General features: G+C 40.1%; 19 protein-coding genes and 2 pseudogenes. 18 read left to right on the top strand and 3 right to left on the bottom strand.

The genetic code is table 11. The features are described from left to right. The 17 genes from CWB60_RS00295 to CWB60_RS00380 all read left to right on the top strand — a co-directional run bounded on the left by CWB60_RS00295 (position 1) and on the right by CWB60_RS00380 (position 16,845). Complete coding sequence (locus CWB60_RS00295) at positions 1-3,165, top strand: efflux RND transporter permease subunit (RefSeq protein ID WP_138577978.1); 3,165 nt, start codon at positions 1-3, stop codon at positions 3,163-3,165. A 79-nt stretch (positions 3,166-3,244) separates the two neighbouring features. Continuing rightward, complete coding sequence (locus CWB60_RS00300; protein WP_223230573.1) at positions 3,245-3,865, top strand: PepSY domain-containing protein; 621 nt, start codon at positions 3,245-3,247, stop codon at positions 3,863-3,865. Next, positions 3,865-5,697 carry a 2Fe-2S iron-sulfur cluster-binding protein gene (locus tag CWB60_RS00305; protein WP_029773132.1) on the top strand — a complete coding sequence of 611 codons (1,833 nt, stop codon included), beginning with the start codon at positions 3,865-3,867 and terminating at the stop codon, positions 5,695-5,697. The genes CWB60_RS00300 and CWB60_RS00305 overlap by 1 nt, the downstream gene beginning before the upstream one ends. A gap of 24 nt (positions 5,698-5,721) precedes the next feature. Continuing rightward, positions 5,722-6,069, top strand: a complete 348-nt coding sequence (locus CWB60_RS00310; protein ID WP_029773133.1) for a copper resistance CopC family protein — start codon at positions 5,722-5,724, stop codon at positions 6,067-6,069. Between the two features lie 19 nt (positions 6,070-6,088). Further along, on the top strand, positions 6,089-6,976 hold the full coding sequence (locus tag CWB60_RS00315) for a CopD family protein (RefSeq protein ID WP_010558031.1): 888 nt from the start codon (positions 6,089-6,091) through the stop codon (positions 6,974-6,976). A gap of 15 nt (positions 6,977-6,991) precedes the next feature. Then, positions 6,992-7,462, top strand: a complete 471-nt coding sequence (locus CWB60_RS00320) for a YybH family protein (RefSeq protein ID WP_021032425.1) — start codon at positions 6,992-6,994, stop codon at positions 7,460-7,462. 27 nt (positions 7,463-7,489) lie between these two features. Next, positions 7,490-9,313 carry a copper resistance system multicopper oxidase gene (locus tag CWB60_RS00325; protein WP_010558029.1) on the top strand — a complete coding sequence of 608 codons (1,824 nt, stop codon included), beginning with the start codon at positions 7,490-7,492 and terminating at the stop codon, positions 9,311-9,313. Further along, the gene (locus CWB60_RS00330; RefSeq protein ID WP_028834968.1) at positions 9,310-10,176 is read left to right on the top strand and encodes a copper resistance protein B; all 867 of its coding nucleotides are present in this window, start codon (positions 9,310-9,312) and stop codon (positions 10,174-10,176) included. Before CWB60_RS00325 ends, CWB60_RS00330 begins: the two co-directional genes overlap by 4 nt. A 631-nt stretch (positions 10,177-10,807) precedes the next feature. Continuing rightward, positions 10,808-11,230, top strand: coding sequence for a hypothetical protein (locus CWB60_RS00340; RefSeq protein WP_010558026.1), 423 nt, complete (start codon positions 10,808-10,810; stop codon positions 11,228-11,230). A 299-nt stretch (positions 11,231-11,529) separates the two neighbouring features. Further along, a complete protein-coding gene (locus CWB60_RS00345; protein WP_008467855.1) occupies positions 11,530-11,943 on the top strand; it encodes a MerR family transcriptional regulator in 414 nt (137 codons plus the stop codon). 101 nt (positions 11,944-12,044) lie between these two features. Beyond that, positions 12,045-14,288 (top strand): heavy metal translocating P-type ATPase, encoded by a 2,244-nt coding sequence (locus tag CWB60_RS00350; RefSeq protein ID WP_028834967.1) that lies wholly within the window; start codon positions 12,045-12,047, stop codon positions 14,286-14,288. An 11-nt stretch (positions 14,289-14,299) separates the two neighbouring features. After that, complete coding sequence (locus CWB60_RS00355) at positions 14,300-14,653, top strand: cupredoxin domain-containing protein (protein WP_028834966.1); 354 nt, start codon at positions 14,300-14,302, stop codon at positions 14,651-14,653. Between the two features lie 9 nt (positions 14,654-14,662). Further along, positions 14,663-14,998, top strand: a complete 336-nt coding sequence (locus tag CWB60_RS00360) for a DUF2933 domain-containing protein (protein ID WP_016899208.1) — start codon at positions 14,663-14,665, stop codon at positions 14,996-14,998. Further along, positions 14,991-15,656 carry a methyltransferase family protein gene (locus CWB60_RS00365; protein WP_138577980.1) on the top strand — a complete coding sequence of 222 codons (666 nt, stop codon included), beginning with the start codon at positions 14,991-14,993 and terminating at the stop codon, positions 15,654-15,656. Before CWB60_RS00360 ends, CWB60_RS00365 begins: the two co-directional genes overlap by 8 nt. Next, positions 15,640-16,062, top strand: a complete 423-nt coding sequence (locus CWB60_RS00370) for a hypothetical protein (protein WP_138577982.1) — start codon at positions 15,640-15,642, stop codon at positions 16,060-16,062. Before CWB60_RS00365 ends, CWB60_RS00370 begins: the two co-directional genes overlap by 17 nt. A gap of 10 nt (positions 16,063-16,072) precedes the next feature. Then, positions 16,073-16,444, top strand: coding sequence for a hypothetical protein (locus tag CWB60_RS00375; protein WP_008467865.1), 372 nt, complete (start codon positions 16,073-16,075; stop codon positions 16,442-16,444). Positions 16,445-16,494: 50 nt separating this feature from the next. After that, a complete protein-coding gene (locus tag CWB60_RS00380) occupies positions 16,495-16,845 on the top strand; it encodes a hypothetical protein (RefSeq protein ID WP_004589646.1) in 351 nt (116 codons plus the stop codon). Between the two features lie 216 nt (positions 16,846-17,061). Here the strand turns inward: CWB60_RS00380 and CWB60_RS00385 are convergent. Together CWB60_RS00385 and CWB60_RS00390 are read right to left on the bottom strand one after the other, a co-directional pair. After that, positions 17,062-17,523 (bottom strand): annotated as a pseudogene (locus CWB60_RS00385) (MauE/DoxX family redox-associated membrane protein); the annotation flags it as partial. 33 nt (positions 17,524-17,556) lie between these two features. Next, positions 17,557-17,682 (bottom strand): annotated as a pseudogene (locus tag CWB60_RS00390) (IS256 family transposase); the annotation flags it as partial. Between CWB60_RS00390 and CWB60_RS00395 the strand changes: the two are divergent. Next, on the top strand, positions 17,666-17,881 hold the full coding sequence (locus CWB60_RS00395) for a Tn3 family transposase (RefSeq protein WP_160327105.1): 216 nt from the start codon (positions 17,666-17,668) through the stop codon (positions 17,879-17,881). The pseudogene CWB60_RS00390 and the gene CWB60_RS00395 overlap by 17 nt on opposite strands. Before the next feature lie 169 nt (positions 17,882-18,050). Here CWB60_RS00395 and CWB60_RS00400 read toward each other — a convergent pair whose 3' ends face one another. Continuing rightward, complete coding sequence (locus CWB60_RS00400; protein ID WP_008110853.1) at positions 18,051-18,488, bottom strand: MerR family transcriptional regulator; 438 nt, start codon at positions 18,486-18,488, stop codon at positions 18,051-18,053. Between the last annotated feature and the right edge of the window lie 77 nt (positions 18,489-18,565).

Below are 18,565 nucleotides of genomic sequence, written 5' to 3' on the forward strand. Positions count from 1 at the left end.
ATGATTGAATCAATTATTAGATGGTCTATCGGCAATCGTTTCTTTGTTTTGTTGATTACCTTAATTATCGCGTTTGGTGGTTTGTATTCATTACAAAAAACACCAGTAGATGCACTCCCCGATCTTTCTGATGTGCAGGTGATAATTAAGACGAGCTATCCGGGACAGGCACCACAAGTAGTGCAGGATCAAGTGACATTTCCTCTTACTACAGCGATGTTATCAGTGCCGGGGGCGCAAACTGTTCGTGGTTACTCATTTTTTGGTGATTCCTACGTCTACATTATTTTTGATGACGATACTGATTTGTATTGGGCTAGAAGCAGAGTACTTGAATACTTAAGCCAAGTAGCATCAAGCCTGCCTGATTCGGCAAAACCTCAATTAGGACCTGATGCAACAGGTGTGGGTTGGGTATACATTTACGCTTTAACAGATAAGTCTGGAAACCATGATCTAAGCCAATTAAGAAGCATTCAAGACTGGTTCTTAAAGTATGAACTACAAACTGTTCCGGGCGTGTCCGAAGTTGCCGCCGTTGGTGGTATGGTTAAGCAGTATCAAGTGCAAGTAGATCCTGATAAATTGAGAGCTTACGATATTCCTCTAAGTTTAATACAAATAGCCTTACAAAAAGGGAACAAAGAAACTGGCGCATCCGTTGTGGAAATGGCTGAAGCTGAATATATGGTTACCGCAACGGGGTATATTCAATCAGTTAGTGATATAGAGAAAATCCCACTTGGTATTAACGAACAAGGCACGCCATTGCGTATTGGTGATGTTGCTACCGTTAATTTAGGGCCTCAAATGCGCCGTGGTATCGCAGAGCTTAATGGTGAAGGCGAAGTTGTTGGTGGTGTTGTCGTTATGCGCTTTGGTGAAAACGCTCAACAAACCATAAACGGGGTAAAAGAAAAACTTGAATCGCTTAAATCTTCTCTACCAGAGGGGGTGGAGATTGTCCCTGTTTATGACAGATCGAAGTTAATAGATCGTGCTGTTGATAATCTTTGGAGCAAGTTGCTAGAGGAGCTTGCAGTCGTTGCTATTGTCTGTGTGGCTTTCCTATTTCATCTTCGCTCATCTATTGTGGCAGTTGTTACTCTGCCATTAGGTATCTTGGTGTCGTTCATTATCATGTATATGCAAGGCATCAATGCCAACATTATGTCTTTAGGCGGTATCGCTATTGCGATTGGTGCGATGACTGATGGTGCAATAGTGATGATTGAAAATATGCACAAGCATATGGAGAAAACACCACTAACAGATGAAAATCGCTGGCAAATTGTTGCTAAGGCTGCGAGTGAAGTAGGCCCTGCACTATTTTTTAGCTTACTGATCATTACAGTCTCATTCTTACCTGTATTTATCTTGGAAGCGCAAGAAGGAAGAATGTTCTCTCCGCTCGCCTATACAAAAACCTATGCAATGGCGGCATCAGCAGGTTTGGCGATCACATTGGTGCCTGTTTTGATGGGCTACTTTATTCGAGGCAAAGTTGTTTCTGAAAAGAAAAACCCGTTAAACCGATTATTGATTGCTATCTACATGCCTGTTTTAAAGCAAGTCATGAAGTTTCCAAAATCGACAGTAGTAGCAGCAATATTAGTGACTATCGTTGGCTTTTGGCCTGTCGATAAAATTGGTAGTGAATTCATTCCGCCATTGGATGAAGGCGATCTCATGTATATGCCTACTACCTATCCCGGTATTTCAATTGGTAAAGCAAGGGAGTTATTGCAGCAAACAGACAAGCTTATTCGCACTGTGCCAGAAGTTGAAACTGTATTTGGTAAAGTAGGAAGAGCTGAAACTGCAACCGATCCTGCACCTTTAACCATGATTGAAACCTTTATTCAATTGAAGCCACAAGAGCAGTGGCGAGAGGGTGTGACTACTGAATCGTTAAAAGCTGAGTTTGATAAATTGGTTAAGTTTCCGGGCTTAACGAATGCTTGGGTTATGCCAATCAAGACCCGAATCGACATGTTAGCAACAGGCATAAAAACGCCTGTGGGTATTAAAGTCGCCGGACCAGAGCTTGATGTGATTCAGGAAATCGGCCAACAAATAGAGCAAATTTTACCCGAAGTTACAGGCACAGCATCAGTTTACTCAGAGCGAGTTGCAGGTGGACGATATATCAAGGTTGATATTTCACGCGATAAGGCAAGTCGCTTTGGGTTAAACATCGAAGATGTTCAACAAGTGGTTTCTACAGCTATTGGTGGTATGAACGTTACCCAAACGGTAGAAGGTCAAGAGCGTTACCCTGTTAACTTACGCTATCCGCAAGACTATCGAGACTCTCCTGAGCAGCTATCACGATTACCTGTTGTAACACCAAGTGGTCAACGCATTGCACTAGGTGATGTCGCAGATATTCGAGTTGAGAACGGTCCGCCGGGAATTAAGAGTGAAAATGCTCGTTTAAATGGCTGGACGTTTATCGATATAGACGGTGTTGACGTAGGTACTTATGTTGAAAGTGCAAAAATACACTTGGCTAATAATCTAAAACTACCAGCAGGTTATTCAATTACTTGGGCTGGGCAATACGAATATATGGAAAGAGCGAAAGAAAAGCTCACCTATGTATTGCCTTTAACACTCGCCATTATTGTTATTCTACTTTACTTAAACTTCAGAGCGTTTAGTGAGGTGGCTATCATTATCGTTACCTTGCCGATGGCGATGATTGGTGGCTTATGGTTGATGTATCTGGAAGGGTTTAACTTCTCTGTGGCTGTAGGCGTGGGCTTTATTGCTCTAGCTGGGGTAGCGGTTGAGATTGGTGTGATAATGTTGGTCTATCTCAATCAGGCACTTGCTGAGCTTAAGGAAAAAGCTGAAGAGCGAGCTGAACCTATCTCTGATGATGCATATCAAGATGCATTATTGCACGGTGCAGGCTTACGAGTTCGTCCAGTAATGATGACAGTTGCAACAATCATTATCGGCTTGATGCCCATTTTATATGGTACAGGAACAGGTTCGGAGATTATGAGTCGTATTGCTGCACCTATGGTAGGCGGAATGACAAGTGCTGTGCTACTCACTCTTATTGTGCTCCCAGTAATTTACTCAATCGTTAAAAAGCCAGAATTAAACGCCTTTAACAAGGAGCTTTCTAAGGCGGAGCTAAAAAGTAATGCTTAGCACGGCTAGAAAATATCACAAATGGCTAATGGCATTTGTCGGAATACAATTCCTCTTCTGGTCTATTACAGGCGTGTATATGGTGACTATGGATATTCACTATATACACGGCGAAACCTTGGCTAAGAGTGAGGAAGCCAAAATAGATTTAGCAAGTATGGATTACTCCATTGTAAAGCTAGCTGCGGATTATCCTAAAGCTAGCCAAGTTACACTTACTCAAAGTATGGGCCGTCCTTTGTATTCTTTTATTAATGGAGAAAATGGAAAAGTAGCAATAGATGCTAAAACTGGAGCTGTTCAGGCCCTTGTTGATGAAATCAAGGCTAAAGAAATCGCACAATACCATTATGCGCTGAATCATCAAATCGACAGCGTAAGGTTGATTAAGTCAGCGACAAACTTGCCTGCTGAGTTGTCCCCAAGGCATTTACCTGTTTGGAGAGTGACGTTTGAGCAATTCTCCACACCGACATTTTATATAAGTCAACAAACAGGATCACTTGTTGCCAAGCGTCATGATTACTGGCGATTGTTTGATTGGATGTGGCGGTTCCACATTATGGATTACTATGATGGAGAAAACGTATCTAACTGGTTTTTGTTCTTGGTCGCAACTCTAGGTCTAATGGGAGCAATTACTGGCGCAGTATTGACTTATTACCGAGTGCTTTCCCCAAATAAAAAGGGAGTCATTTGATGCTACTATTTAAGTTAAATACAACGATACACAAGTGGCTTTCTTTATTTGTTGGTTTACAACTGCTTATTTGGTTGGGAACGGGCCTTTACTTCAATTTGATGGATCACAGTAAAGCCAGTGGTAATGAACTTAGAGTTCATTCTCATCATGAAGGTAGCATTACAGGCTTTGACCTATTCCCTATTAAAGACATTACTAGTAATGCTCCGCAGGAAGTAAACCTTATATGGGTTTTACATCAGCCTTACTATCATTTTGTGTTCGATAAGGGGCAGCATAGCTATCAAGAACGCCACTCAAAGCTATTTGATGCTGTAACAGGAAAGCCATTTAATTTGTCTGAAGAACAAGTACTAACTTTGGCAAAAAACTCCTACTCAGGACAGGGTAAGTTAACTACTCCAGTGTTATCTCAACCTCCGTTTTCTGATCACGTAAGGCAGCAAAATCCTATGTGGCAAGTTGCCGTTGAGGATGAGAACAATACAACTATTTATTTAGATAGTATTACAGGTCAAGTACTTCGCCATGCCAATGATGATTTCAGATTGAAAGATCTGATGATGAAGCTTCACTTTATGGACTATGGCAATTCTGGAGGATTTAACCATTGGTTGATCATTGCATTTGCTTTTGCAACGCTATTCCTTTCAATTACTGGTGTTACTTGGCTGATACAACAGTATCGAAGTGGTTTACTGAAGCTAGGTTGGGGCACTAACAGGCAAAAAGTGGCAGTGACGTTTTCCAATGAAAATACTATTACTGACATCTCAGCAGTTGGTCGCTCAACTGTACTAGAAGGGCTAGCTAGTTCACATGTATACCTTCCTTCAGGTTGCGGTGGTGGCGGTACTTGTGGCAAATGCGTGTTCTTAAGTTCAACTAAATTACCTATCACACTATCTGAACAGGAACATTTATCTCAGGAGCAACTTAAGGAAGGTTATCGGCTTGGATGTCAGCATAGGTTCTCTGAAATTAGTTCGATTGAAGTTAATACTGATCGCAATATTGAAAATCATGAGCTAGTTGTGGTTGCGACTAATTTCATTACTCCTTTTATCAAGGAAGTGAAATTTAAGCTGAAATCAGGCAAACAGTTGGCATTTAAAGCTGGTGCATATATGCAATTTCATGTGCCAGCAGGGATGAATAGCTTACGTCCAGATGATATGCCAGAGTGCTATGAAAAATACTGGGATAGCTACTATCATGGAAAATTTTCTCATAACGGTGTAACTCGCCACTACTCATTAGTTAACTTTGACGAGGAGTCTGATGAGTTAATGTTTAATATCCGTTGGCAGACCGCAAAGAATGGTTTTAAAGCAGGAATAGGTTCAAGTTATTTAGGTTCACTCCAAGTAGGTGAAACGATAACTGCAAAAGGCCCTTTTTCTGATTTTTATGCCACTTCAAATAAAAAAGTTAGTCGCGTGTTTATTGGTGCGGGTTCAGGACTTGCACCACTGAGGTCTATTATTTTTGAACAGTTGAAAAAGCATAAAGATAAAAGTGGTTTGACTCTTATCTATGGTGCGCGAACTGAAGATGACTTGCTATACCATAATGAATTGAAGTCACTGAGTGAGAAGCATAAAAACTTCTCTTATATTCCTACTCTTTCTAATCCTTCAGAGGAATGGCAAGGGCACTCAGGCTATGTTCAAAAAGTACTTCTGCCGTATATGAACCAAAAATCAGAACTGCTTTTGGCTGAGTTTTACTTGTGCGGTCCAGAAGCAATGATGAGTGAAGTGGAAAAAATAATTACAGATGCTGGGATTCCAAGTAATCAAATTTTCAAAGATAAATTTAGTCGTTAATCCATTAAATAAATAGAGGTATATATGAAAACATTAATTAAACTTTTAACCATAATCAGTGTCGTTTTTAGTAGTGCGGTATTTGCGCATGTGCATCTTGAAAAAAGTGTGCCTGCTGATAATGCAATGCTAATGAATCCTCCAGAAGAGTTAACTTTGGTGTTCACCAAAGAGGTACGTGTTGTAAAAGTTTCATTGGCCAATAAACAAGGCGAAGAATTTAAATTTGGATTCGAGCCTTCTAAAGTCGCTACTAGCAAATTTACATGGAAACTACCTAAATTAGCTCCTGCAAACTATGCTGTGGATGTAACCTTCTTAGGTAACGATGGTCATAAAATGAAACATAGCTTCGGCTTTATGGTTCACTAAAATAGGCGGTGTGATTGATATGGAAATGTATATCTGGAATACAGTCATTGTACTGTCAAAAATTGTATTTTACGTCGGCTTTGCCTGTATTGCTGGTTATACATTTTTCAGGCAAATATTTGAGAATAATGAATCTCATACTAATACTGTAATAGCGAATTTAACGTGGACAAGAACTTATATAGTTATGGCTTTGATCGCTAATATTACTTGGTTCTTTGCCAGTACTGGTGCAATGGCAGAAGAGGGAATTCAGGGGGCGATAGACGCTGATATATTGGCTATTATGTGGGACTCCTCTGTCGGCACTGGAGCTTTGCTTCGAGCGCTTGGGCTAGTTACCGCAATAATCGCTTTAGCTTTAAGGTTCAAACTCGCTGTGAACTCGTACTTAAAACAAAGCGCTTTAATGTTGAGTTTATTAATCCTTGCATACTCATTCACGTTACTGGGTCATATTTCTGAGTTAGGCACAATTGAAAAAGGCTTGCTTATTTTGCATGTGCTCGTTATGGCATGGTGGTTTGGGGCGTTATTGCCACTAAAACAGGCTTGCCATCAGCTAAGTTATGCAGAACTTCATTTGCTGATGGAAAGCTTTGGCAAACAAGCAAGTTTTACAGTGAGCCTATTGTTGGTAGCAGGCCTCTGGCTCGTGATTCAATTGGTCGGAAGTCTTGATGCACTAATAAGCTCAAGTTACGGACAAACACTGTTGTTTAAATTGGCCCTTGTAGTGTCTATTTTGGCACTTGCTGCTAAACATAAACTAATACTCGTTCCACAACTTAAAAATAGTCAAGGCAGAGAGGCTTTATCTAAATCTATCTCGATAGAAATGCTAGTAGCTTTTGCCATTTTATCTGTAACGGCTGGGCTTACTAGTGTTGTTGGCCCTGCAAATTAAAACCTAAAAGAGAGAATGAAAATGAAAACAATAAATATATTACTCGTTTTATTAATGACGTTTAGTTTCGCAGCAAACGCTCATGGTGATAAGAACAAAGACAAAGGTTTGTTTAAAGGTATAGATACCCCTGCCGCAAAAGTTGTTTTGGCATTTCATCAAGCACTTGAAACTGGCAATCAAAAACAGGCTAGAGCGCAGTTAGCGGATGATGTCACCATTTTCGAGGGAGGCCGCGTTGAAAGGAGCGCTGATGAATATGCTCATCATCATATGTTGTCGGATATGAAGTATTTAGCAGCGATGAAGAGCGACACACTTGAACATCAAGTGACGATACTTGGAAATACCGCTATCTCTGCGTCGCGTAGTCAAACTACAGGTACTCATAAAGGTGTTGAACGCGATTATCAAGGCATGGAAACGATAGTGCTGGAAAAACAAAATGGTGAATGGAAGATTAAGCACATTCATTGGTCACATTAATTTATTGGTTAAATAACGGAGTACAAAATGAGAATTAAAAGTCCATTACATCAAGTTTCTACGCCACGTAGACGCTTTGTACAAGGTGTAATTGCTGGCGGTGTATTAGCTGCTTTTCCAAGTGTTCTTCATGCAGCTTCATCTTTGATTGCTGGAACTTCAACAGGTACTGCGCCCGAACTAAGTGGAGAAGTAATAGATTTAGTGATAGATGAGTCACCCGTAAACTTCACAGGTGTTGTAAGAATGGCTACAACAATCAATGGCTCAATACCAGCTCCTACCTTGCGCCTCAGAGAAGGTGATGACGTTACTATCAGGGTAACTAATAAATTATCAGTGCCGAGTTCAATTCATTGGCATGGGATCATTCTTCCGTATCAAATGGATGGCGTACCGGGTATTAGCTTTAAAGGTATAATGCCGGGTGAAACCTTTGTTTATAAATTTAAGCTGCAACAAAGCGGCACATATTGGTATCACTCACACAGTGGCTTTCAAGAAATGACAGGTATGTACGGCGCATTAATTATTGAGCCAAGAGAAAAGGATATTATTAGTGCTGACAATGAGCATGTCATCCAATTGTCTGATTGGACTGATGATGACCCAATGGATTTGTTTCGCAAGTTAAAAGTACAGGGCGATGTATTTAACTTTAATCAACCTACTGTTCCAGAGTTTTTTGATGACATTTCAAATAGCAGCGTTTCAAATGCGCTACAACGCCGGGAAATGTGGAATAAAATGAGAATGAACCCTACAGATCTTGCAGACTTATCAGCATCTGCAATGACTTTTTTAATGAATGGTTGTGCGCCTTTGACAAACTGGCGTGGAATGTTTAAAGCTGGCGAAAAGGTTAGGCTTAGATTTATTAACGGTTCTAGCAATACGTTTTTTGATGTAAGAATACCTGAGCTGAAGTTAACAGTTGTACAAGCTGATGGACAAAATGTTGAACCTGTGACAGTAGATGAATTTAGATTTGGTCCCGGTGAAACTTATGATGTACTTGTCGAGCCAAAAAATGATGCATATACGATTTTTGCACAAAGCATGGATCGCTCAGGTTATGCTAAAGGTACTTTATCAATGGCACCTAACGTTGATGCACCAGTACCTTCTTTAGACCCCGTTGAGTGGTTAACGATGACAGATATGATGGGCAATATGACCCATGATAGTGTGCATTCTACAATGGCTGATACGGCAGGTATGTCGGGCATGAATTCTAATAAAATGGATCATAGTGCAATGGGTCATGGAGCGATGGCAATGGATCATAGTAAACATGGAATGACTAAAAACCCATTAGCTGTTGCTAGCACTAAAGTGCGTCATGCAAAAACAGAGTATGGAGCTTCTGTTGATATGCGTGTTGATATGCCTAGAACAAACCTTGATGATCCCGGTATAGGTTTACGTAAAAATGGACGCCGTGTTTTAACACTTGCAGATTTACATTCTCTTGAGGGAATTACAAACCAGCAAGAGCCAGAGGCTGAAATTGAATTACATTTAACTGGAAACATGGAGCGTTATAGCTGGTCATTTGATGGCTTGGAATTTGGAAAAAGCACGCCAGTTCACATGAAGCATAATCAACGTTTAAGAGTTATTTTACAAAACGATACAATGATGACACATCCCATGCACCTGCATGGTATGTGGAGCGATTTGGAGAATGAAAAAGGTGATGTACAGGTTCGTCGCCATACTATCCCTGTACAACCAGCGCAAAGAATTAGTTTTTTAACAACACCTCATGACGTAGGTCGCTGGGCATGGCATTGCCATTTATTATTCCACATGGATGCAGGTATGTTTAGAGAGGTAGTTGTATCATGAAAAAATTAATACTAACCAATACGTTAAGACTATTATTAATAGGTTTGCCCCTTATAAGTGTATCTGTATCTGTATCTGCAAAAGATGAGATGACTGAGATGGGTGATTCTAAAATGCAAGCACAAGGCGGAGATGCACCTAAAGATGCTAGAGACCCCCATGCTTATGCAGCAGGTACAACTTTGACTGAAGGCCCTTATGCACTCAGTAGCGACAAACGACTGACTTTGGCAGATGAGCATTCATTTTACGCGCTACTAGGGGATCGTCTTGAATATAATGAGCAAACAAACGCAGGTGTTTTTGACTTTCAGGCATGGTATGGCACTACTTTTGATAGATTAGTCATCAAAACTGAAGGAGATTTTAGCGAAGGTAATTTAGAGGAGAACCAAACAGATTTTCTATGGGGCCACGCAATATCTGCTTATTGGGATACACAAGTCGGTATTCGACTTGATTATAATAACGAAGGTGAAAACCGCAAATGGCTAGCTTTTGGTTTACAAGGTCTAGCCCCCTACTGGTTTGAAATTGATATGACTGCGTATTTAGGAGAGCAAGGTAATAGTGCATTTTCGATCGAAGCTGAGTATGAGCTATTACTTACTCAAAAGTTAATTGTTCAACCACGAGCAGAGTTGACGCTTTACGGTAAGGATGACGTCCAAAATAACCTTGGTAGTGGCTTGTCTAGCAGTGCTATTGGTTTTCGGGTTCGTTATGAGTTTACCCGCCAGTTTGCTCCCTATGTTGGCGTTGAGTGGACAAATAAATTTGGTAATACAGCCGACTTTGCGAAGTTAAATGGGCAAAGTACTCGTGATACTGCTTTTGTTGCAGGTATCAAGTTCTGGCTCTGATATGAAGAAATACTATATTGACTTGATGAGAGCTACCGCAACTATATTGATGGTAGCTTTCGTTTTTTGGGATTTAAACCATTTTAGTTATGTTAGGAAAGGCCTAGCTAATAGTTTTTTTGGAAAGAACTAAGAGCAGTAATAGTAAGCTACTTCTTGTTTTCAATCGGTGCCAGTCTGGTGTATACCTATCAAGGTGGAATATCAGCTAAGAAGTAAAGTTGGCGAATGGTTAAGGTTAAAGAGTCAAGGCAAAAAACATCGCCATTGAAAGACGTACAATAGGCCATTTTATCACTTTTGATGAACGGGAATTGGATGTGCCCGGGATAGAACCGATTGTTGCAAAGTACTGCGCTTAAAGCTGAACAATTGGAAAAATGATCCATTACTCAATACCTAGTTATGAGCGTAGGGTTTTTATTTCTTTTAATGGTGCTCATGCTTGGCTTCAATCTCATGAGTATAAATTAGACACCCCTTTTATACTTGTGAAGTTAAAGCTGTTTAAAAAAGTAAAAAGTAAAAAGTAAAAAGTAAAAAGTTTAGGTTTTAGTTCAAAGGTTGATCAAGATCATAAAATTATTTTTATAAAGTGGCTAATATTGTAGGTGATAAATAAGGAATTAAAATGTTTGGACTTTTCAAGTGGTTTAAAATAGTGGTAATTACTCTGTTGCTTACGCAGCATGGCTTTGCTATTGCTAAACCAATGAATTGTGAAGAACATCAAAATGGATCTTCCGACACGCATATTATACAACCAAGCAAAAATATGCATCATCAATCAATGAATGACAATAGTCACTATCACACTGAAAATTCGCAAGATTCTAAAAACCGTCATGGTGATGAAGACTGTGAAAAATGTAAAGCTGGTGATTGTGTTTGTTGTGAAGGCGGTTTTTGTACAAGCTTTCATTTAAATGCCTATCTTGTGGAAGCGCAAGACGAAGGTATTTGCAATATTCATTCTGAGCTAATTCTACAGCGTATACCCCTACCAAAATCTGGTATCCATCTCTTACTTTATCGTCCACCAATTATTGGCTAATCACGGGATCAGTGCGCCTTTTTTTCGCCAGTCCCATCAAAAATAAAACGATTTACTGATTGGTTTAAATTACCAACCGTTTTGAACAATTAGCACAATATTTTTTGGAGGCATGATGAACATGCTCAAACTATTGCTATTTACAGTACTTAATGCTGTCGATTTTGACCGAGATTTCTCTTTTACCAAAAAATTAGTTTTTAGCTTATTCACTAGAATTAGTACTTGACCTGTGTCTTAGACACAGGTCTAAGCTGAAGATGAGAGTACAAACTTAGCTAAAAAACTGAGGAGTGAATATGAAAGTTGCGGAGCTGGCAAAAAGCCTTGGAACGACTGCTGATACGGTGCGCTATTACACCAGATTAGGATTGTTAAAACCTGCTAAGTCAGTGAACGGCTACAAGTCATACTCGAATAAAGAAGTATCGAGACTTAAATTCATTTTAAGTGCCAGAAACCTTGGTTTTTCCGTTGCAGATATCAAGGAAATTATTAATGAATCTGAAGATGGTAAAAGTGCGTGCCCATTAGTCAGAAGCCTGATCAAAGAGCGGCTTGAAGAAACAGAAAAGCAGTTTCAAGCAATGTTGGCACTTCGAGGAAAAATGTCTTCTGCGCTTTCTCGATGGGAAGAAATGGAAGACAAAGCACCGACTGCAAACATGGTTTGTCATCTCATCGAAAACTTTGAGCAAATTAAAAAAGCATAGGAGGAAAAAGGGTGGCTACTAACACAAATATAAAAACTGAATCAGGCTGTTGCTGTCAGGCAAAAGCTCAACCCTCTTCGTGTAAAAGTAAGGAGAATACGTTGGAGAAAGTATCACATAACCAACAGCTTATCATTGAAGGTGCTGGGTGTGCTAGCTGTGTAGGCAAAATTGAAGGGGCGTTGAAGGCAACTCTTGGAGTCGTCAGTGCGGAAATGAATTTTGCTGATAGGACAGTAACAGTTTATGGGACAGCTAAAACAAAAGAGTTGATCAAAGCTGTTGAGTCAGTGGGGTATAACGCGAAGCCAATTGATGATAGCTCAGCAACAGATGCGCTTGATGAGAAAGAGGCTGCGGATTTTGCATATTACAAAAAGCTAATGCGCGATACGTTTATTGCCCTTTCACTCGGCGTTCCTTTGATGATCTACAGCATTGTGGTTGGAGAAATGACGGTTGAAACAAACCTTGAGCGCATGTCTTGGCTGGTTGTAGGCATTTTAACTTTTGGTGTTATGTATTTTTCAGGTAAGCATTTTTATGTTGGCGCTTGGAAAAGCTTTAAAAACCACTCCGCTAATATGGACACTCTAATAGCTTTAGGAACAAGTACAGCTTGGTTGTATTCGATGGTTGTCGTGTTTGCACCTGACGCTGTTCCATTGATGGCACGGCATGTTTATTTTGAAGCTACCGCCATGATCATTGGCTTAATTGATTTAGGTTTAGCATTAGAAATCAAAGCCAGAGGTAAAACCTCTGAGGCCATTAAACGTCTTATCGGCTTGCAAGCCAAAACAGCAACCGTGGTTCGTGACAACAAAGAAGTTCAGATAGGTATTGAGCAGGTTTTATTTAACGATATTGTGAAGGTAAAACCGGGTGAAAAAATTCCCGTCGATGGCGTGGTATTGGAAGGACACACCTCTATTGATGAGTCCATGCTGACAGGCGAACCTATGCCTGCTGAAAAAGCTGAAGAAGATGAGGTTGTCGCAGGTACTTTGAACAAATCAGGCATGATTTTATTTAGAGCCACACGCGTTGGTAAAGACACGGCGCTTGCACAAATCATCAATATGGTGAAACGAGCACAAAATTCAAAACCGCCGATTGGCCGTTTGGCCGATGTTATTTCAGCTTTTTTCGTACCTGTCGTGATGATTATCTCTGTGTTAAGTGCGCTAGCATGGCTTAACTTTGGACCTGAGCCAGCCATTGCTTTTGCCATCGTTTCAGCAACTACTGTGCTTATTATTGCCTGCCCGTGTGCTTTAGGCTTGGCAACACCCATGTCTGTCATGGTGGGAGTAGGAAAAGCAGCAGAAGCCGGAGTGCTTATTCGCAACGGTGAGGCACTGCAAACCGCCTCTAAAATCACTGCCATGATTTTAGATAAAACGGGCACTATTACTGAAGGGGCACCTAAGGTAACCGATATTATTTTAGCAAAAGCTACTGACGAAAAAGACGTACTACAGCTTGCAGCAAGTTTAGAAAGCGGCTCAGAGCATCCTTTAGCGCAAGCGATTGTTGAAAGTGCGTTAGATCAGGATATTGAGTTACTAAAAATTGAAGCCTTTAACGCCATTACGGGTTTTGGTGTAGAAGCAAGCTGCAACAACAAAGCCCTGCTTTTCGGAAACGATAAACTAATGAAGTTAAAAGGCGTAGACCTCACAGGCTTTGTTGAACAAGCACAGTCTTTAGCCAAAGAAGCCAAAACACCTATGTACTTTGCTGTAGATGGTGAACTTGCAGCAATCATTGCTGTTGCAGATCCTATCAAGTCAGACTCAATCTCTGCTATCAAACGGCTTCAGGCTAATGGTATACGCGTCATCATGTTAACGGGTGATAACAAGGAAACCGCTGCCGCCGTAGCTAAAAAAGCGGGTATTAGTGAGTTTCTTGCTGAAGTGCTGCCAGAAGATAAAGCCAACAAGGTGAAAGAGCTACAAGAAGGCGGCGAAATTGTTGGTATGACAGGAGATGGCATCAACGATGCTCCTGCGCTAGCGTTAGCCGATGTTGGCTTCGCCATAGGCACAGGGACTGATGTAGCTATCGAAAGTGCTGACATTACCCTAATGCGTGGTTCACTTCATGGCCTTGCTGATGCCATAGCGGTAAGCAAAGCTACTTTACGAAATATCAAACAAAACTTGTTTGGCGCGTTTGTCTATAACGTAGCCGGGATTCCTTTTGCTGCGGGGGTTCTATATCCCTTCTTTGGCATTCTGCTTAGCCCTGTAATTGCAGGTGCTGCAATGGCGTTTTCGTCATTGACTGTAGTGTCAAATGCAAATCGACTTCGCTTTTTTAAAGCAAAAGAGCATTAAGGAGAATCACAATGATGGTTATTAACTTATTAGGCTTAATGTTAATCGCGCTGATTGTTTGGTGGTTTTGGCTATATAAACCCAATAAAACAATCGTTCAAGGTAATGAAGTACTCATTGAAGTGAGGGGTGGTGTGTATTCCCCATCCTCAATTCAGGTGTCTGCTAGCCAACCTGTCACTCTGAAGTTTATGCGCAAAGATCAATCCCCCTGCGCTGAAACAATGCTTATTCCTTCATTGGATATAAGCGAACAGCTTAAATTAAATGAAATTACTCAAATTACCCTATTGAACTTATCACCGGGAGAGCATGAGTTTCACTGTCAGATGCAAATGTATCGCGGTGTCTTAAAAGTCGTTTAGGAGGGCAATATGAAAAATCAACACCCTAATTTTTGGTCAACACCTACAGGCTGGGCTGCACTGGCACTTATTGCCGCAGTGACCTACTTCTTAGTGCTTGAGCATGGTCAACATATGCTGCAATTTCTTCCCTACTTGATTTTATTGCTATGCCCCTTGATGCACGTATTTATGCATGGCAGTCATGGTAAACATGGTCACGATCATTCACATGCGCCTGATGAAAAAAAGGAAGAGAGCTTTCAAGAACTCACGGATAAAAATGCAGCCTATCACGATGGCTACATACAAGGGTTAGAAAAGGCACGTAAGGAATCACATAAAAAGGAAAGCAGTGATGAATGAAACATATGATTATGGCTTATGGTCAATGGTGATACTGAACTCAGCAATTTTTATCTTTTTTGCCTTTAGTTTTGTCAAACCAAAAACATCAACTGATTGGAGAAGTCTAAGCGCGTTCTCTGCCTTTATTGTTGCCCTATTTACTGAAATGTATGGCTTTCCTTTAACTATCTATATTCTGTCGGGGTGGCTGACGGAGACCTATCCAGAAGTAAATTTCTTTGCGCATGAAAATGGGCATTTATTACATACTTTCTTTGGATTTCAAGGTGATGCCCATTGGGACCCATTTCATATAGTGAGTATGGTGTTTATTGTTGCAGGTTTCTTTATGTTGTCTTCAGCATGGAATGTATTGCATCACGCGCAAAAACATCATCAATTGGCTACAACTGGATGGTATGCAAGGTGTCGCCACCCACAGTATGTAGCTTTCATTCTAATCATGTTCGGCTTTTTATTGCAGTGGCCGACAATCCCAACACTTGCGATGTTTCCGATCTTAGTCGTTGTTTACGTCGAGCTAGCGAAACGCGAAGAAGCACAAGCGATTGCTGAGTTTGGTTCGGAGTACCACAGGTATATGGAATCGACACCAAGTTGGATTCCAAATTTTAATAAGAACATAGAAGGTAAAAATCATGAAAACGTTAACTAAATCAATTTTATTTGTCAGCTCACTATTGGCGGCCACAAGCTTATTTGCTCAAAACAATGAGAATAAACATGAAGGTGCGAACAAATCGGATATGCATCAAGGCATGGCAATGTCGCATGAGAACATGGGAAAAATGCATTCAAAAATGATGGAAATGAAAAAGGAAGTCCATGCCATTAAAACTGAAAAAGATCCTGAAAAGCAACAGCAGATGATGGTTGAACATCACCGTTCAATGATGAAGATGATGCAATCCATGCACAAAAACATGGAAGAAATGCCAATGCATCAACAAATCAAGATGGCTGAACATCATTTAGAAATGATGGGGAACATGATGCCGCAGATGAACCGTAAAATGGAAGAAATGAAAGATAGCAATCAACAGCATTCACACAAACATTAGGAGAAAAATTATGAGCGATTTAAATCATAGAGTTGGCGTTAAAGAGCAAAATTTAGTTGTTCGAAACCTAAAGCTTAGCAATGTCACAGAAGAAAGCTGTGACGAGTTAGTAAAAGAAATAGATCAGCTTTTTGGTATAGATGAAGTTAGTTACAACATCAAAGAAGGTGAAATACACCTTGCCTATGATGCCGCAAACGTAAGCCTTGATGGGATTGAGGAGGTAATCCGTAAGTATGGCGCAGATGTTCATGATGATTGGTGGACACATACTAAAGAAAGTTACTATAAATTTGTTGATCAGAACATCAAAGATAACTCTGTTCATAAGCCTTGGAGTTGTCATCAAGCACCTTCGGGGGCTGGCCGGAAAAACAAATGAATTCATAAAAAAGTGTATAGATAATTAGTTAGTCAAATGAGGTAACAGTGATGAAAACACCCTATATAAAAGCTCTTTTATTGCTTACATTCGGTTTATATTTAGTGGGTTGTTCCAATACCACTTTTTATCATAAATACATGATGAGAGGTCAGGTAGTAGAAAGTTCTGATAATCGAACTCTAATCTGTATTGGTGCTAAGCATGGCGCAGAGGTTGGGCAAAAATACAGTGTTATTAGATTCCATGAAAGAATAGTATTGAGTGAAGGTGAAGATCCCTACACTATCGAAAAGGTAGGAACGGTACAAATTACTAAAATTGTGAATGATCATTTCGCAACTGTAAAGCTAGTGTCTGGTGACATTGCAGCGAAAGATATGGTGGAACTTGAAAACTAATAAAGTGGTGGCGAAAGCCACCACAAGAGCATAACAATAAAACTTAATGAAAAAACTTTAGTGTTATTTTGTACAACCTTTGAGATTGTTTGCTCAGTTCTGGTTATCTTGATGCCAGTACGACAGAAAAAATGTTACATATGAATTAGAAAGGTATGGGCTGGCATCCTAGGTCTAATCTTAACAGTTAAGGGGCCGCCGAATAGAGCTATACCTTTACATCAGCAGCATAATCAATGCTCCCGCGATCATAAATAAGTTTTCAGATAGCGATACAAATCCAAGTGGCACACTGCTATCGCCGCCTACACAGGCACACTTTAACTGGCGTTTGTCGATGTAAACGGCTTTGAAAACTGAAATTGCTCCAACTGTGCCGATAAACAATGAAAATGGTGCCACTGCGAGAGGCTGTAGTTGGGCAACCATACCAATACCTGCATATGCTTCAATGAAGGGATAAATATAACCATATCTTATCCATCTCATCGCTAGTAAATCATAAGTAATAAACGAATTTGTGAAACTGTATAGGTCTTTCAGTTTTTGCACCGCTAAGAGCGTCATTGAAAAAGCTATAAATAGCATCAGTGTTCTGATGGAGATAAATGAGCCGGAAGCAAAATGTTGAGATGCGACAGCAAGAAGTGCAGCTATCGAGAAAATGGCTACAACGGGAGGGCGTTCAGAATTCTGTGTCAGCCTAAGTTGCTAAATATCTAGCACACCATCTAACCTACCTTCGAAGTGGATGGCCAATTGCGACAATGTCAGATTCCAATTATGGATTGGCATTGTCCATTTCTTCGAGGCATTTAATATGCCTGCATACAATATTTATTATAATTCCGCGTTACTATCGGCATTTTTACAAATCCAAGAGAGGAACGGTAGGCAAGATGTGGTTGATGTTATTTCTCGGCTTTCACCTGTTGCTTGGCAACACATTAATCTAAATGGGGAATATGCCTTTAATAAAGACCGCAAAGAAATCGACTTAGCTGGTTTACTTAGTGATGTAGAATCAATAAGTTAAAGAATGCCATCTGTTTGTATTTCTAATTCAAAAGGTACTGCGCATCAAAGTGCCATTAAAAATTGGAGGTGTTGATATTCTATATGCTTGATATATACAAGCTAACATTGATAGAAAACAGATAAGCTAACAAGTTTTTAGTCGAGCCATGAACTGTTCTATAATTGTTCTAATTGCAAAACTCTTCAATTTGGTTTGTTACTAGATTTAAAAATACTTTTCTATGCTCGATTTTAGTAAGTAGCAGCTTTTGGATGTCTTCAGGAACTTTTCTTTCTCCTGCATCTATTGCCATTAGTAATGGCTTGATATCAACTACAAGAAGACCTGCCGCCCTTGCTGCTCGAATGAACTTTAATCTCTTTAATGCACATAAGCCGTAAAGTGAATGGCCTGACTTAGTTTTTTCTTCGCAGTGTACTAAGTTCTCAAGAACATAATTTCTTACCGTATGGACAGATGTTTGTGCAGCTAGTGCCAGTTGAGAAATACTCAAAGGAAAATCCAACGCATCATCATCACTACTAATGAACTTATTGATGTCAGGTATCTCTGTCAAAAAACTGACTTCACCAACAGGAATGTTTTCAACCTTAGATTTAATCATGATTTAGCATGCTTCCAATTTGTGTTGTTAATGGAATGCCTTAAGATATCTTGATTACATTCAATCAATTGGCACTC

The sequence above is a fragment of the Pseudoalteromonas sp. S327 genome (assembly GCF_005886415.1).
GTDB classification, from domain to species: Bacteria; Pseudomonadota; Gammaproteobacteria; order Enterobacterales; family Alteromonadaceae; genus Pseudoalteromonas; species Pseudoalteromonas atlantica.